Annotated in this window: 11 protein-coding genes; 10 read left to right on the forward strand and 1 reads right to left on the reverse strand. The window is 60.0% G+C overall.

Annotated elements, in window-relative coordinates; all coding sequences use genetic code 11:
• Positions 1 to 2 precede the first annotated feature (2 nt).
• From ftsW to lpxC, 8 genes are all read left to right on the forward strand, one after another.
• Positions 3 to 1,190: a putative lipid II flippase FtsW gene (gene ftsW, locus B9Q17_RS06350; protein ID WP_416226096.1), complete on the forward strand. Its 1,188-nt coding sequence runs from the start codon at positions 3 to 5 to the stop codon at positions 1,188 to 1,190.
• Positions 1,183 to 2,268, forward strand: a complete 1,086-nt coding sequence (gene murG / locus B9Q17_RS06355; RefSeq protein ID WP_094624574.1) for an undecaprenyldiphospho-muramoylpentapeptide beta-N-acetylglucosaminyltransferase — start codon at positions 1,183 to 1,185, stop codon at positions 2,266 to 2,268. Before ftsW ends, murG begins: the two co-directional genes overlap by 8 nt.
• Complete coding sequence (gene murC / locus B9Q17_RS06360; RefSeq protein ID WP_094624575.1) at positions 2,261 to 3,706, forward strand: UDP-N-acetylmuramate--L-alanine ligase; 1,446 nt, start codon at positions 2,261 to 2,263, stop codon at positions 3,704 to 3,706. Before murG ends, murC begins: the two co-directional genes overlap by 8 nt.
• Entirely contained in the window at positions 3,699 to 4,676 is a 978-nt protein-coding gene (locus tag B9Q17_RS06365) for a D-alanine--D-alanine ligase (protein ID WP_094624576.1), read from the forward strand. Before murC ends, B9Q17_RS06365 begins: the two co-directional genes overlap by 8 nt.
• Positions 4,669 to 5,508 (forward strand): cell division protein FtsQ/DivIB, encoded by an 840-nt coding sequence (locus B9Q17_RS06370; protein ID WP_094624577.1) that lies wholly within the window; start codon positions 4,669 to 4,671, stop codon positions 5,506 to 5,508. Before B9Q17_RS06365 ends, B9Q17_RS06370 begins: the two co-directional genes overlap by 8 nt.
• 36 nt (positions 5,509 to 5,544) lie before the next feature.
• Positions 5,545 to 6,780, forward strand: coding sequence for a cell division protein FtsA (ftsA, locus tag B9Q17_RS06375; RefSeq protein WP_022988688.1), 1,236 nt, complete (start codon positions 5,545 to 5,547; stop codon positions 6,778 to 6,780).
• Positions 6,781 to 6,880: 100 nt separating this feature from the next.
• Positions 6,881 to 8,038: a cell division protein FtsZ gene (gene ftsZ / locus B9Q17_RS06385; RefSeq protein WP_022988689.1), complete on the forward strand. Its 1,158-nt coding sequence runs from the start codon at positions 6,881 to 6,883 to the stop codon at positions 8,036 to 8,038.
• Positions 8,039 to 8,252: 214 nt separating this feature from the next.
• Positions 8,253 to 9,167 (forward strand): UDP-3-O-acyl-N-acetylglucosamine deacetylase, encoded by a 915-nt coding sequence (gene lpxC, locus B9Q17_RS06390; protein WP_022988690.1) that lies wholly within the window; start codon positions 8,253 to 8,255, stop codon positions 9,165 to 9,167.
• A gap of 11 nt (positions 9,168 to 9,178) precedes the next feature.
• Here lpxC and B9Q17_RS06395 read toward each other — a convergent pair whose 3' ends face one another.
• Positions 9,179 to 9,634, reverse strand: a complete 456-nt coding sequence (locus B9Q17_RS06395) for a DUF721 domain-containing protein (RefSeq protein WP_058340406.1) — start codon at positions 9,632 to 9,634, stop codon at positions 9,179 to 9,181.
• A 231-nt stretch (positions 9,635 to 9,865) separates the two neighbouring features.
• On the opposite strand from B9Q17_RS06395, the gene B9Q17_RS06400 reads away from it, so the two are divergent.
• Together B9Q17_RS06400 and secA are read left to right on the forward strand one after the other, a co-directional pair.
• Entirely contained in the window at positions 9,866 to 10,804 is a 939-nt protein-coding gene (locus B9Q17_RS06400) for a M23 family metallopeptidase (protein WP_227508223.1), read from the forward strand.
• 89 nt (positions 10,805 to 10,893) lie between these two features.
• The gene (secA, locus tag B9Q17_RS06405; RefSeq protein WP_094624579.1) at positions 10,894 to 13,641 is read left to right on the forward strand and encodes a preprotein translocase subunit SecA; all 2,748 of its coding nucleotides are present in this window, start codon (positions 10,894 to 10,896) and stop codon (positions 13,639 to 13,641) included.
• Positions 13,642 to 13,672: the final 31 nt, after the last annotated feature.

Consider the following 13,672-nt stretch of genomic DNA (forward strand, 5'->3'; position numbering starts at 1 on the left):
GTATGACCATACCGCAAACCAGGACCTGGGACGGCCAGTTGCAGCCGCTGCCGGTGTTAGTGGTGTCTGCGGTTGCCCTGCTGGTGGTGGGCGTGGTGATGATCTCCTCGGCCTCCATGGATATGGCCGAGGCCACCCTGGGCAATGGCTATCACTATGTGATCCGGCAGCTGCTGTATGCCGCCATGGGCTGCGTGGCCGCGCTGATTGCGGTGAATGTGCCAGTGAGCTGGTGGGAGCGCAGTGGCTGGCTGATGCTGGGTATTGGCCTGGCGGTGCTGGTGCTGGTGCTGACGCCGCTGGGGCGGACTGTTAACGGTTCTACCCGCTGGATCCCGATGCTGGTGTTCAATGTGCAGGTATCGGAAGTGGCCAAGCTGTGCCTGATTGCCTACCTGGCCGGCTACGTGGTGCGCCGCCGGGAAGAGCTGCTGAATACCTGGCCCGGCTTTCTGAAGCCCCTGGTTGTACTGGGTGTGGCTTCGGTGCTGCTGGTTATCCAGCCCGACTTTGGCGCCACGGTGGTTCTGGTGACTGCGGCGGCGGGCATGATTTTTCTCAGTGGTGTGCGGCTGACCCGCTTCGCACCGCTGATCGCCATCCTGGCGGTGCTGGGCACCATTTTGGTGGTTACCCAGCCGTACCGGCTGAAGCGGGTAGTGAGTTACCTGGACCCCTGGAAGGACCAGTTTGATTCCGGCTATCAGCTCACCCAGTCACTGATTGCCTTCGGGCGCGGTGAGTGGTTCGGCGTTGGCCTGGGCAATTCGGTGCAGAAGCTGTTCTTCCTGCCGGAAGCCCACACAGACTTTATTTTCTCGATTATTGCCGAGGAGTTCGGGCTGGTCGGTGCATTGATTGTGCTGGGGCTGTTTACCGCCCTGGTGGTGAGCGGGTTTGTGATTGCCCGCCGCGCAGAAAAATCCGGCATGCCGTTCGGGGCCTGTTTCAGCTATGGCCTGACGCTGCTGATCGGTTTGCAGGCCGGTATCAACATGGCGGTTGCCACCGGCCTGCTGCCCACTAAGGGCCTGACCCTGCCGCTGGTGAGCTATGGCGGCTCCAGCCTGATGGTTACCTGCGTGGCAATCGGGGTGCTGGTACGGGTTGAAATGGAACGGCTGGATCGGGTTCGTATGTCCGAACAGGAAAAGAAAAACAAGGTGCGGGGAGGGGCTGTGTATGACTGAACCTCGTCGTTTCCTGATGATGGCCGGTGGTACCGGCGGGCACGTATTCCCGGCCCTGGCAACGGCCCGGGCGCTGCAGGAGCGTGGCCATGAAGTTTACTGGCTTGGCGCCAGTGGCGGCATGGAAGAGCGGCTGGTGGGTAACACCGATATTCCGCTGTCCACCATTCATATCTCCGGCCTGCGGGGCAAGGGCAAGCTGGCGCTGTTGCTGGCGCCGTTCCGCCTGATGCGGGCCCTGGGCGAGGCCTGGACACTGCTGCGCCGGATCAACCCGGATTGCGTGGTGGGTATGGGCGGCTTTGTGACCGGCCCTGGTGGCGTAGCCGCCTGGATGCAGCGCCGGCCGCTGGTGGTGCATGAGCAGAACGCGGTTGCCGGTATGACCAACCGCTGGCTGACCCGCTTTGCCGAAACTGTGCTGGAAGCTTTTCCCGGCAGTTTCGGCGACAAGGTCATTACCCGCTGCACCGGCAACCCGGTGCGCAAGGATGTGGCCGGGTTGCCGGAGCCGGCAGAGCGTTTTGCCGGCCGAACCGGGCCGGTGCGCATCCTGGTAGTGGGCGGCAGCCTGGGCGCGCAGGTGTTCAACGAACAGTTGCCCAGGGCCCTGGCGCTGTTGCCGGAAGCCGACCGGCCGCAGGTGCGCCACCAGTGTGGCGAAAAGAATCTCGAAGCCGCGCAGCAGTCCTATGATGCTGCCGGCGTGAAGGCCAGCGTAGAGCCCTTTATTGCGGATATGGCAGAAGCCTACGCCTGGGCAGACCTGGTGGTGTGCCGGGCGGGCGCCCTGACGGTGTCGGAGCTGTGTGCCGCCGGGGTAGGCGCGATCCTGGTGCCGTTCCCCCACGCGGTGGACGACCATCAGACCCGCAACGGCCAACACATGGTCAAGGCCGGTGCCGCCATTCTGGTGCCGCAGCCAAGGTTTACCCCCGAGGCACTGGCCGACACCCTGAAAGGGTTGTCCGGTGACCGGGAAAAAATTCTGGGAATGGCGCAGGCCGCGCGCTCGCTGGCCCGTCCCGATGCAACGGAGAGAGTCGTGAATTACTGTCTGGAGGCCGCCAATGGCTGATGCAAACAATCCGCCGCTGGTGTACCAGGTGCCGGAAATGCGCCGAATTCGCCATATCCACTTTGTCGGCATTGGCGGTGCCGGCATGAGCGGTATTGCCGAAGTATTGAAGAACCAGGGCTACGACGTGTCCGGTTCCGATATCAAGGAAAGCCCGGTAATAGACCGGCTTCGGGCCATGGGCGTGGAAGTGCAGATCGGCCACCGTGCCGAGAACAGCGCCAAGGCAGACGTGGTGGTGGTGTCCACCGCCGTGGGCAGTGATAACGCGGAAGTGGCAGCGGCCCGCAGCCGCCGGGTGCCGATTGTGCCCCGGGCGGAAATGCTGGCGGAAATCATGCGCTATCGCCACGGCATTGCAGTAGCCGGCACCCACGGTAAGACCACTACAACCAGCCTGATTGCCTCGGTGCTGGGTGAGGCGGGGCTGGACCCGACCTTCGTGATTGGTGGCAAGCTCAACAGCGCCGGCACCAATGCCCAGCTGGGCGGTTCCCGCTACCTGGTGGCGGAAGCCGACGAAAGCGATGCCTCGTTCCTGCATCTCACACCGGTTATTTCCGTGGTCACCAACATCGAAGCGGACCACATGGACACCTACGGTGGCGATGTCGAGAAGCTGAAGCAGACATTCGTCGATTTCCTGCACAACCTGCCGTTTTACGGTGTGGCAGTGATGTGTGTAGACGACGACTATGTGCAGGAAATCATTCCCCGCATTTCCCGCGCCATCATCACCTACGGCATCGATAACCCCGACGCCGACTACCGCGCCGAGCAGATTACCTCGGATGGCCTGAAAACCCGCTTTGTGGTGCGCCGCCCCGGTGGCCGGCCAGACCTGGCCGTGGAACTGAAGATGCCGGGTCGCCACAACGTGCTGAACGCACTGGCGACCATCGCGGTGGCAACGGACGAAGGCGTGGACGACCAGGCGATCTGTCGCGGGCTGGCCGGCTTTGCCGGTGTCGGTCGCCGGTTCCAGGTTTACGGCGAATATCAGATTCCGAAAGGTACTGTGACCCTGGTGGATGACTACGGCCATCACCCCACTGAAGTGGAAGCCGTCATCCGTGCCGCCCGGGATGCCTGGCCGGGCCGCCGTATTGTGATGCTGTATCAGCCGCACCGGTTTACCCGTACCCGGGACCTGTACGAAGACTTCGTACGGGTGCTGGCAGAAGTCGACGGCCTGCTGCTGATGGATGTGTATTCCGCCGGCGAACCCGCCATTCCGGGCGCTGACGGTCGGGCCCTGTGCCGGAGCATCCGTCAGCGGGGCAAGGTGGAACCGGTGTTTGTAGAAGACAACCGCGAGATTGAAAGTCTCCTGACCAACGTGTTGCAGGATGGCGACCTGCTGATTACCCAGGGGGCAGGAGACATTGGTGGAGTAGCGGCACGACTGGCCGCAGCAGGAGTAACAGCAAGTGAGTGATCTGACGCATACCGACGCACAGCCGTATCAGGCATCGCCCGGGCTGGTGAAAGCCCTGGGCCGGGTGGCGGTATTCATGGGCGGCGATTCGGCCGAGCGGGAAGTGTCGTTGAAGAGCGGCCAGGCCGTGCTGTCGGCCCTGCAATCTGCGGGTGTGGATGCCGTGGGTATGGACATCCGGGGCTGCCTGCTGCGTACCGTCGAGAATCCGGAGTTTGACCGGGTGTTTATTGCCCTGCACGGTCGTGGCGGTGAAGACGGTACCCTGCAGGCGATTCTGGGCCAGGCGGGTATTCCCTACACCGGCAGCGAAGTGCTGGCATCGTCACTGGCCATGGACAAACTGCGCACCAAGTATGTGTTCGAAGGCTGCGGCCTGCCGACACCGGCATTCCGGGCCATGAAGTCGGTGGATGAAGCCGAGGCTATTGTGGCAGCTCTGGGTACACCCCTGAGCGTCAAGCCGGCCCACGAGGGCTCCAGCATCGGTATCCGCAAGGTGCGCAGCGCCAGCGAGCTGGCAGAAGCCTATGAAGCGGCTGCCGCCATGGATGACCTGGTACTGGTGGAAAAATGGATCGAAGGGCCGGAGTTCACCGTCAGCCTGTTGCAGGACCGGGCCCTGCCGGCCATCGGTCTGAGTACCGACCACGATTTCTACGATTACGACGCCAAGTACCTGGCTGATGACACCCGCTACCGCATTCCCTGCGGACTCGCGCCGGATGATGAACTGCGGCTTCAACACCTGGCCCTGGAAGCCTTCCGGGTACTGGGCTGTCGCACCTGGGGCCGGGTAGACATCATGCAGGATGCCGAGGGCGAGTTCTGGCTGCTGGAAGTAAACACCGTGCCGGGCATGACCGACCACAGCCTGGTGCCGATGGCGGCACGGGCTGCGGGCATCAGCTTTGAAGAACTGGTGGTGCGCATTCTGAAGGACACCGTGCAGGAGGCTGCGAATGCTTGAAACACTGCAGATCCGGAGTCGGGCGGTACCGCCCGAGCAGCCCCGGCGCCGGGGGGCAACCTCCGTGGGCCCGGAGCGGGACCGGTTTGGAGTGTTGAAAGCCATTCTGGCGACTGTGCCCTGGATGCAGGTAGGGCTGGGAGCCCTGGTGGTTCTGCTGGCGGCCATGGTGCCCTGGGGCACCGATCGCCTGCTGACGGCCATGGATCAGCAGATTCTGGCGGTGGATGTGCGCGGCAACTTTGTTGGTGAAAACCCGGTGGACGTAGAGCGGGCAGCCAGTGCCTGGGTCGGCAAGAGCTATTTTGCAACCGACCTGGCCGACATCAAGGCGGAGCTGGAGCGCCGGCCCTGGGTCGAGTCTGCTGCCGTCAGGCGGGTATGGCCCGGTCGCCTGGAAATCGACATCCGGGAGAAAAAGCCACTGGCCTATTGGACAGATGGCCGCCTGGTCAGCCGTGCCGGGGAACTGTTTGCCCCGGCCAATCCGGAAGTGGCGGGCAAGCTGCCCCGGCTGGCAGGGCCTGACGAGCGGGTACGAGACGTCATCGACATGGCGCGCACCATGAGCGAGCAATTACTGGGATACGGGCTGGGCTTTGCCGGCCTGACCCTTGAACAAAGGGGGGCCTGGACCCTTACCCTGGCCAACGGCATCGAAGTGGTGCTGGGCCGGGACCAGGTGGAACAGCGCTTCGAGCGTTTTATAACAGTTTACGAGAACCGGCTGGCTTCAAGAGTCAGCGAAGTCAGCCGGGTTGATGCCCGTTACTCGAACGGAGTCGCGGTGCAGTGGAAAGCGGATGTGGCACAGGCCACTCCGAAATCCTGATAACGATTATTACGAACCTGGGGTTTGGTGAAACACATGTCATCGGTTGAAACGGAAAACATGATTGTCGGCCTGGATATCGGAACCTCCAAGGTGGTTGCGATTGTCGGCAAGCGCAAGATGGATGGAACGATCGAAGTAGTGGGGATCGGTTCCCACCCGTCCCGCGGCCTCAAGCGTGGTGTGGTGGTGAATATCGAAACCACTGTTCAGGCTATCCAGCGCGCCGTGGAAGAAGCGGAGCTGATGGCGGGGTGCCGGATTCACTCGGTGTATGCCGGCATTGCCGGCAGCCATATCAAGAGCCTGAATTCCCACGGCATCGTGGCGATCCGGGACCGGGAAGTGACCCAGGCGGATATCGACCGGGTGATCGATGCTGCCCAGGCCGTGGCCATTCCGGCGGATCAGAAAATCCTGCATATCCTGCCGCAGGAATTTGTGATCGATAACCAGGAAGGCATCAAGGAACCCATGGGCATGTCCGGCGTGCGCCTCGAAGCCAAGGTGCACCTGGTGACCTGCGCGGTGAATGCTGCCCAGAATATTGAAAAGTGTGTGGAACGCTGTGGCCTGGAGGTGGACGACATCATCCTGGAACAGCTGGCCTCGAGCCACGCCATTCTCACCGAAGACGAGAAAGAACTGGGCGTGTGCGTGGTGGATGTCGGTGGCGGTACCACCGATATCGCCGTGTTTACCGGCGGCGCCATTCGTCATACCGCGGTGATTCCCATCGCCGGCGACCAGGTGACCAACGACATCGCCATGGCATTGCGTACGCCCACCCAGAACGCAGAAGAGATCAAGATCAAATATGCCTGTGCGCTGACCCAGCTCGCAGGCGCCGACGAAACCATCAAGGTGCCCAGCGTGGGCGATCGCGCACCCCGCGATCTGTCCCGCCAGGCCCTGGCAGAAGTGGTGGAGCCCCGTTACGAGGAGCTGTTCACCCTGGTTCAGTCGGAGCTGCGCCGGTCCGGGTTTGAAGACCTGATTCCGGCCGGCATCGTGATTACCGGAGGTTCCTCCACCATGGAAGGGGTGGTGGAACTGGCCGAAGAAATCTTCCACATGCCGGTCAGGCTTGCCTGCCCGCAGAAAGTCTCCGGCATGACGGAAGTGGTCAACAACCCGATCTACGCCACGGGCGTGGGGTTGCTGATCCATGGCTTCCGGCAAATGGATCTTGGCCGGGCGCCGGCGCTCAAGGGTGAGGATGCACCCTCACTGGTTGAGCGGATGAAAGCCTGGTTTACCGGTCATTTCTGACGGTAGGCCGGGGGTAAGGCACGAAGGTTTCTCGAAAAGCAAAAAACGATCGAAATAGCCGGCCTGGACAGGTCGGAAACCGCACGAAGGAGTAGGGGATATGTTTGAACTCGTTGATAATGTTCAGCAAAACGCAGTAATCAAGGTTGTCGGTGTTGGCGGTGGTGGCGGTAACGCTGTTCGCCACATGCTCAACAGCGACATTGAAGGCGTGGAATTTATCTGCGCCAACACAGACGCCCAGGCACTGAAAAACCTGGACGCCCGCCAGATCATCCAGCTCGGTGGCAACATCACCAAGGGCCTGGGTGCCGGCGCCAACCCGGAAGTCGGTCGCCAGTCTGCGCTGGAAGACCGTGACCGCATTGCCGAGGCCCTGAGCGGCTCAGACATGGTGTTCATCACCGCAGGTATGGGCGGTGGTACCGGTACCGGTGCTGCGCCGATCGTGGCAGAGGTTGCCCGTGAACTGGGTATCCTGACCGTTGCCGTGGTCACCAAGCCGTTCCAGTTCGAAGGCGGCAAGCGCATGAGCGTGGCGGAATCCGGACTGAAGGAACTGGAAGAGAGTGTGGACTCCCTGATTACCATTCCGAACGAAAAACTGCTGGCGGTCATGGGCAAGAAAACCAGCCTGCTGGACGCCTTTGCCTCCGCCAACGATGTACTGCTTGGCGCTGTGCAGGGTATTGCCGACCTGATTACCCGTAACGGTATGATCAACGTCGACTTTGCCGACGTGAAAACCGTAATGTCCGAAATGGGCATGGCGATGATGGGTACCGGCCGCGCCACCGGCGAGAACCGAGCCCGTGAAGCAGCAGAAGCGGCCGTACGCAGCCCGCTGCTGGAAGATATCAACCTGCAGGGCGCCAAGGGCATCCTGGTTAATATCACTGCCGGTATGGACCTCAACCTGGGTGAGTTCTCCGAGGTGGGCGATATCGTTCGCGAATTCGCGTCTGACTCCGCCACCGTGGTGGTGGGCACCGTGATCGATCCGGAAATGACCGAAGAACTGAAGGTTACCGTGGTTGCGACCGGTCTGGGCGGTGAGCGCGAGAAGCCGACCAAGGTGGTGGATAACACCCGTACCCTGGATGGCAAGACCGACTACAACCAGCTGGACCGCCCGGCGGTGTTGCGTCGTCGCGCGGTAACCCAGGGCAATGTGGCACTGGACCAGAGCAAAGAAAGCGAAGAGCAGGGCGTGGACTATCTCGATATTCCCGCATTCCTTCGCCGGCAGGCTGATTGATAATCTGTCTCAAATATGACGGAGGTCCGGTTTCTGATGTTTCTCCAGGGAACCGAAAGCCTTAGTCAAACGTGAGCTGATTGCCATAGCCGATGACTATTGCAAAAGTTAAGTAAAGTCATGCTGGTTAAATGGTGCTCAGTCTTGAATTCTGATATTCTGCGGGCAGTTTTTTGCTCAGAATATCGAACTTTTGTGACGGAATAATGAACCGATGATCAGACAACGGACACTCAAAAACACCATCCGCGCGACTGGTGTAGGCCTGCACTCAGGGGAAAAGGTTTACCTGACGCTGAAGCCGGCACCTGTCGATGCAGGAATCATCTTCCGCCGCACCGATCTGGACCCGATGGTCGAGATCCGTGCCTGTGCGGAGAATGTGGGTGAGACCATGCTGTCCACGACGCTGGTAAAAGACGGTGTCCGTGTGGCGACGGTTGAGCATTTGCTCTCGGCCATGGCTGGTCTCGGAATCGACAACTGCTATGTCGAACTCAGTGCGGCAGAAGTGCCGATCATGGACGGTTCCGCCGGCCCGTTTGTATTCCTGCTGCAGTCTGCAGGGATCGCCGAGCAGGAAGCCGCCAAGCGCTTCATCCGTATCAAGCGTGAAGTCACCGTGGAAGAAGACGGTAAGAAAGCAACCTTCCTGCCTTTCGAAGGCTTCAAGGTCAGCTTCGGTATCGACTTCGACCATCCGGTGTTCAAGGGTCGCGCCCAGACCGCAACGGTAGACTTCTCTTCCACGTCGTTCGTGAAAGAAGTATCCCGTGCCCGGACTTTCGGCTTTATGCGGGATATCGAGAAGCTGCGGGCCATGAACCTGGCCCTCGGTGGTAGCGTAGACAACGCCATCGTGGTTGACGACTACAAGATCCTGAACGAAGACGGTCTGCGCTACGACGACGAGTTCGTCAAGCACAAGGTACTGGATGCCATCGGCGACCTTTACCTGTTGGGCAACAGCCTGATTGGTGAGTTCCGTGGTATTAAATCAGGTCACGACCTGAACAACAAGCTGCTGCGCAAGCTCAGGGCTGAAGAAGATGCCTGGGAAGTGGTGACCTTCGATGACGAAGCCACTGCACCTATCTCTTATATGAAGCCTGTGCTGGCGGTGGGTTAAGGCCGGACGCCTTAATCCCGCACGTGGCTGGCGAGTTTTTCGAGAACCTCGCGCAAAGCTTTATCCTTCGTGTGCCCGGCTTCCTCTTTGAGGAGCCGGGCATTTTCTTGGCTCAAAGGTATTTTTTCGACTTTCTTGCGCGCCCGATACCTGAGCGGGCTGACCTTGATGCGCACCTTCCAGACAAAACGGAACAGTTCGTTCTCCCGTAATGCCTCCATAATTTCGTGCTGGCGGAAGCGCAATCGCGTGGCCTTGCTGGCGTTATCTGTAGCCAGAACCAGCTCGCCATCCTGGCAGCTGACAAATCGGGTGCCTGTCCGAAGTTCTGCGGGTATGGCTTCGAGGACCTGTTGTTCCGCCTGTAAATGCAGTTCCGCCCGGGCCATCAGCTCCTTCAGGGTGGAAGCCGGCGCCGGGCCGCTGTTTGTGCGGAAGATCATTTTTTGATCGGATTTTTCATTCATTGACAGTTTTTGTCTCGACGAGCCCGTTTACGATTGGTTACACTTCGGCACGTTTTTTTGATGGTGCCAGCATTGCTCCCGTTTTACATTGTCGCGAGAGAGTGTGTCCAGCTGGCACTGCGTCTATTCAATACGTAGTTGTTGCAAGGATAGCAGACCCACTCGAAAATTTTCCGGGTCGCAGCACTACAGGGAACAGGTTGCGACTCTTCGATGACACCGAATGACGATATGAATGTAATTTTCGTTGGCAAACGCCATGGTCAGTCAAAGGCTGTCGCGTTGAATGGCGGTGTTCTGGCCGGGCTGATTTTCCTTGTGCTGGCGCTTATCCTGGCGGCCGGCTGGGCGGGCTATCAGGTAGCCGTTACCAAGGCCGCCGCTGAACAACCGACCGAATCCGAGTTGGTGGCTGAATGGCGTTCAAAGCTGGAACAGCAGAAGGCCCAGCTTGCCCGTGTTCGGGAAGATGTACAACAGCAGGTAGACGCCTTGACCCTTCGGTTGGGCCAGATCCAGGGCCGTATGCTGCGCCTGGATGCCCTCGGCCAGCGCTTTATGGAATCGGGCCTGGTGGCCAGTGATGAATTCAATTTTGACCAGCCGCCGGCGGTGGGTGGTCCGGAAGAGCTGGGCCTTGCCGGTGATTCCTACAGTGCCCCGGAGCTGACAGAAATGATTTTCCAGCTGGAGCGTCAGCTGGAAGACCGCGAGAAACAACTGCGCCTGCTGGATAAGGTGTCGTCCCGGCAGAAGCTGGAAGATGAACGCTATGTGCAGGGCCGGCCGATCACCTGGGGCTGGTTGTCCTCCAAGTACGGTTACCGTTCCGATCCGTTCACCGGCAAACGTACCTGGCACGGTGGCGTGGACCTGGCCGGCAAAGACGGCAGCGACATTATTGCCGTGGCCAGTGGTGTGGTCACCTGGGCCGGCGAGCGTTACGGCTATGGCAACCTGGTAGAAGTGGATCATGGCGATGGCCTGGTTACCCGCTACGCCCACGCCAAAACCGTCAAGGTCAAGATCGGCGATGTGGTCCAGAAAGGCCAGGTGGTTGCACTGATGGGTAGCACCGGCCGCTCTACCGGACCGCACGTACATTTCGAAGTTATCCGTAACGGAAAGACCGAAGATCCTGTCAAATATATCCAGCGGGCAAGCCGCTGATATCATTCCCGTGAACCCTGCCTTTTGTCCTGTCGCCAAATAAGGTTAGAATGCCGGCTTCCTCCGTTTAACTGAAGAAGCAGTGGTCTATGTTCTCAAAGCTTGCAACCAAGATGTTCGGCAGTAAAAACGCCAGAGAGATCAAGCGCATGCGCAAGGCGGTTTTGCGCATCAACGACCTTGAAGAACAATTTGGCGGTTTGTCGGATACAGAGCTGCAAGGCAAGACGGCGGAGTTCCGCCGGCGCCTTGACGAAGGCGAAGCGCTGGATGCGCTGCTTCCCGAAGCCTTTGCCACCGTACGTGAAGCCAGCCGCCGGGTAATGGGCATGCGCCATTACGACGTGCAGCTGATCGGTGGTATGACCCTGCACGAAGGCCGCATCGCCGAGATGAAAACCGGTGAGGGTAAAACCTTGGTGGCGACCGCCGCGGTTTACCTCAATGCTCTGCCGGGCAAGGGTGTTCACGTTGTTACCGTGAACGATTACCTGGCCAGCCGTGATGCCGAGTGGATGGGCAAGCTGTACCGGTTCCTGGGGCTCACCATCGGCGTAGTGGTTGCCGGCCAGCCGCCGGAAGAAAAGCGCGCGGCCTACCAGGCCGATATTACCTACGGTACCAACAACGAGTTCGGCTTCGATTACCTGCGCGACAACATGGCCTTCAGTATTGAAGACAAGGTTCAGCGCGGCCTGAACTACGCCATCGTGGATGAGGTGGATTCGATTCTGATCGATGAGGCCCGCACGCCGCTGATTATCTCCGGTGCCGCGGAAGACTCCTCGAAAATGTACCAGGCCATTAACAGCCTGGTGCCCAGCCTGGAGAAAGGCGAGGTGAGCGAGGAGGGTGAGTCCTCCGGTGACTTCACCATCGACGAAAAATCCCGCCAGGTTGAGCTGACTGAAGCCGGCCATGAAAAGGTCGAGGAGCTCCTGCTCAGCCGCGGTTTGCTGAACGAAGGGGAAAGCCTGTATTCCGCGGCTAACCTGAGCCTGCTGCACCACGTCCACTCAGCCCTGCGGGCCCATCACCTGTTCCAGAAAGATGTGGACTACATCGTTCAGGGTGGCCAGGTGGTGATTGTTGACGAGCACACCGGCCGGACCATGCCGGGCCGTCGCTGGAGTGAAGGCCTGCACCAGGCCATCGAGGCGAAAGAGGGCCTGAAGATCCAGGCCGAGAGCCAGACCCTGGCCTCCACAACCTTCCAGAACTATTTCCGTTTGTACGAAAAGCTTGCGGGCATGACCGGTACCGCCGATACCGAAGCCTTCGAGTTCCGCCAGATCTACGGTCTGGACGTGGTGGTGATTCCGCCCAACAAGCCGATCCAGCGGATTGACTACAACGACCTGGTGTACCTGACCCAGGAAGAGAAATTCCACGCCATTATCGACGAGATCAAGGATGTAACCTCCGAGGGTCGCCCGGTACTGGTGGGTACGGCCTCCATCGAGGCGTCTGAATTGCTGTCCATGCTGCTGAAAAAGGCCCGGATCGACCACAAGATCCTGAACGCCAAGCAGCACGAATCCGAAGCCCAGATCATTGCCCAGGCGGGCCGCCCCGGTGCGGTGACCATCGCCACCAACATGGCGGGCCGTGGTACCGACATTGTGCTGGGTGGTAACTGGGAGCACGAGGTGGCCGGCCTGGACAACCCTTCCGAGGAAGAAGTTGCCCGCATCAAGGCCGAGTGGACCGAGCGTCACACCCAGGTGCTGGACGCCGGTGGCCTGCACATTGTCGGTACCGAGCGTCACGAATCCCGCCGTATCGACAACCAGTTGCGGGGCCGTGCCGGCCGTCAGGGCGATCCGGGTTCTTCCCGCTTCTTCCTGTCACTGGAAGATAACCTGATGCGGATCTTTGCCCCGGAGCGGGTGAAGAACCTGATGCAGGCCATGGGCATGAAGAAGGGCGAGGCCATCGAGCACCGCATGGTTTCCAACGCCATCGAGAAATCCCAGCGCAAGGTGGAAGGTCGCAACTTCGACATGCGTAAAACCCTGCTGGAATACGATGACGTGGCCAACGACCAGCGTACGGTGATCTATGATCAGCGTAACGAGGTGATGGCCTCCAACGATATTTCCGAGATGGTCGACACCATCCGGGCCGATGTGGTGGATGCCCTGATCAGCGAGTTCATTCCGCCCCAGAGCATGCCGGAGCAGTGGGATGTTGCTGGCCTGGAAGTTCAGCTGCAGTCCGAGATGGCTGTGGACCTTCCGGTTCAGAAGTGGCTGGAAGAAGACAACAAACTGTACGAGGAGAACCTTCGCCGGAAGATCCTCGACGCGATTGTGGCCGAATACCGCTCCAAGGAAGAAATCGCTGGCGCCGAAGCCATGCGCAAGTTCGAAAAACAGGTGTTCCTGCAGGTGCTCGACACCCTGTGGAAAGAACACTTGTCGAACATGGATCATCTGCGCCGCGGTATTCACCTGCGTGGCTACGCCCAGAAGAACCCGAAGCAGGAATACAAGCGTGAGGCTTTCAACCTTTTCGAGACCATGCTCGATACCATGAAGCGTGATGTTGCCCGGGTGCTGAGCCACGTTCGCGTGCAGAGCCGCGAGGAAATGGAAGAGATCGAGCGCCGTCGCAAGGAAGAGCTAGAGCGGGAAATGGCCCGTGCCAAGCTCCGCCATGACGAAACCAGTGCCGCCCGGGTAGCGGAAGGTGAAGGTGACGGCGAAGGCGGCCAGCAAGGCCAGCAGACCACGCCGGATACCTTTGTACGCCAGGAGCGAAAAGTGGGCCGAAACGAACCCTGCCCCTGCGGATCTGGCAAGAAATACAAACAGTGCTGCGGCAAGGTCAGCTAACCGACCAGCCCGGCACCGAAGCACCAGAACC

The organism is Marinobacter vinifirmus (assembly GCF_002258215.1).
GTDB lineage: Bacteria > Pseudomonadota > Gammaproteobacteria > Pseudomonadales > Oleiphilaceae > Marinobacter > Marinobacter vinifirmus.

Coding starts and splice junctions, on each gene's coding strand:
- murC (WP_094624575.1), top strand. CDS start 2,261: ATGGCTGATGCAAACAATCCGCCGCTGGTGTACCAGGTGCCGGAAATG.
- ftsA (WP_022988688.1), top strand. CDS start 5,545: ATGTCATCGGTTGAAACGGAAAACATGATTGTCGGCCTGGATATCGGA.
- murG (WP_094624574.1), top strand. CDS start 1,183: ATGACTGAACCTCGTCGTTTCCTGATGATGGCCGGTGGTACCGGCGGG.
- secA (WP_094624579.1), top strand. CDS start 10,894: ATGTTCTCAAAGCTTGCAACCAAGATGTTCGGCAGTAAAAACGCCAGA.
- ftsZ (WP_022988689.1), top strand. CDS start 6,881: ATGTTTGAACTCGTTGATAATGTTCAGCAAAACGCAGTAATCAAGGTT.
- ftsW (WP_416226096.1), top strand. CDS start 3: ATGACCATACCGCAAACCAGGACCTGGGACGGCCAGTTGCAGCCGCTG.
- B9Q17_RS06400 (WP_227508223.1), top strand. CDS start 9,866: ATGAATGTAATTTTCGTTGGCAAACGCCATGGTCAGTCAAAGGCTGTC.
- B9Q17_RS06395 (WP_058340406.1), bottom strand. CDS start 9,634: ATGAATGAAAAATCCGATCAAAAAATGATCTTCCGCACAAACAGCGGC.
- B9Q17_RS06370 (WP_094624577.1), top strand. CDS start 4,669: ATGCTTGAAACACTGCAGATCCGGAGTCGGGCGGTACCGCCCGAGCAG.
- lpxC (WP_022988690.1), top strand. CDS start 8,253: ATGATCAGACAACGGACACTCAAAAACACCATCCGCGCGACTGGTGTA.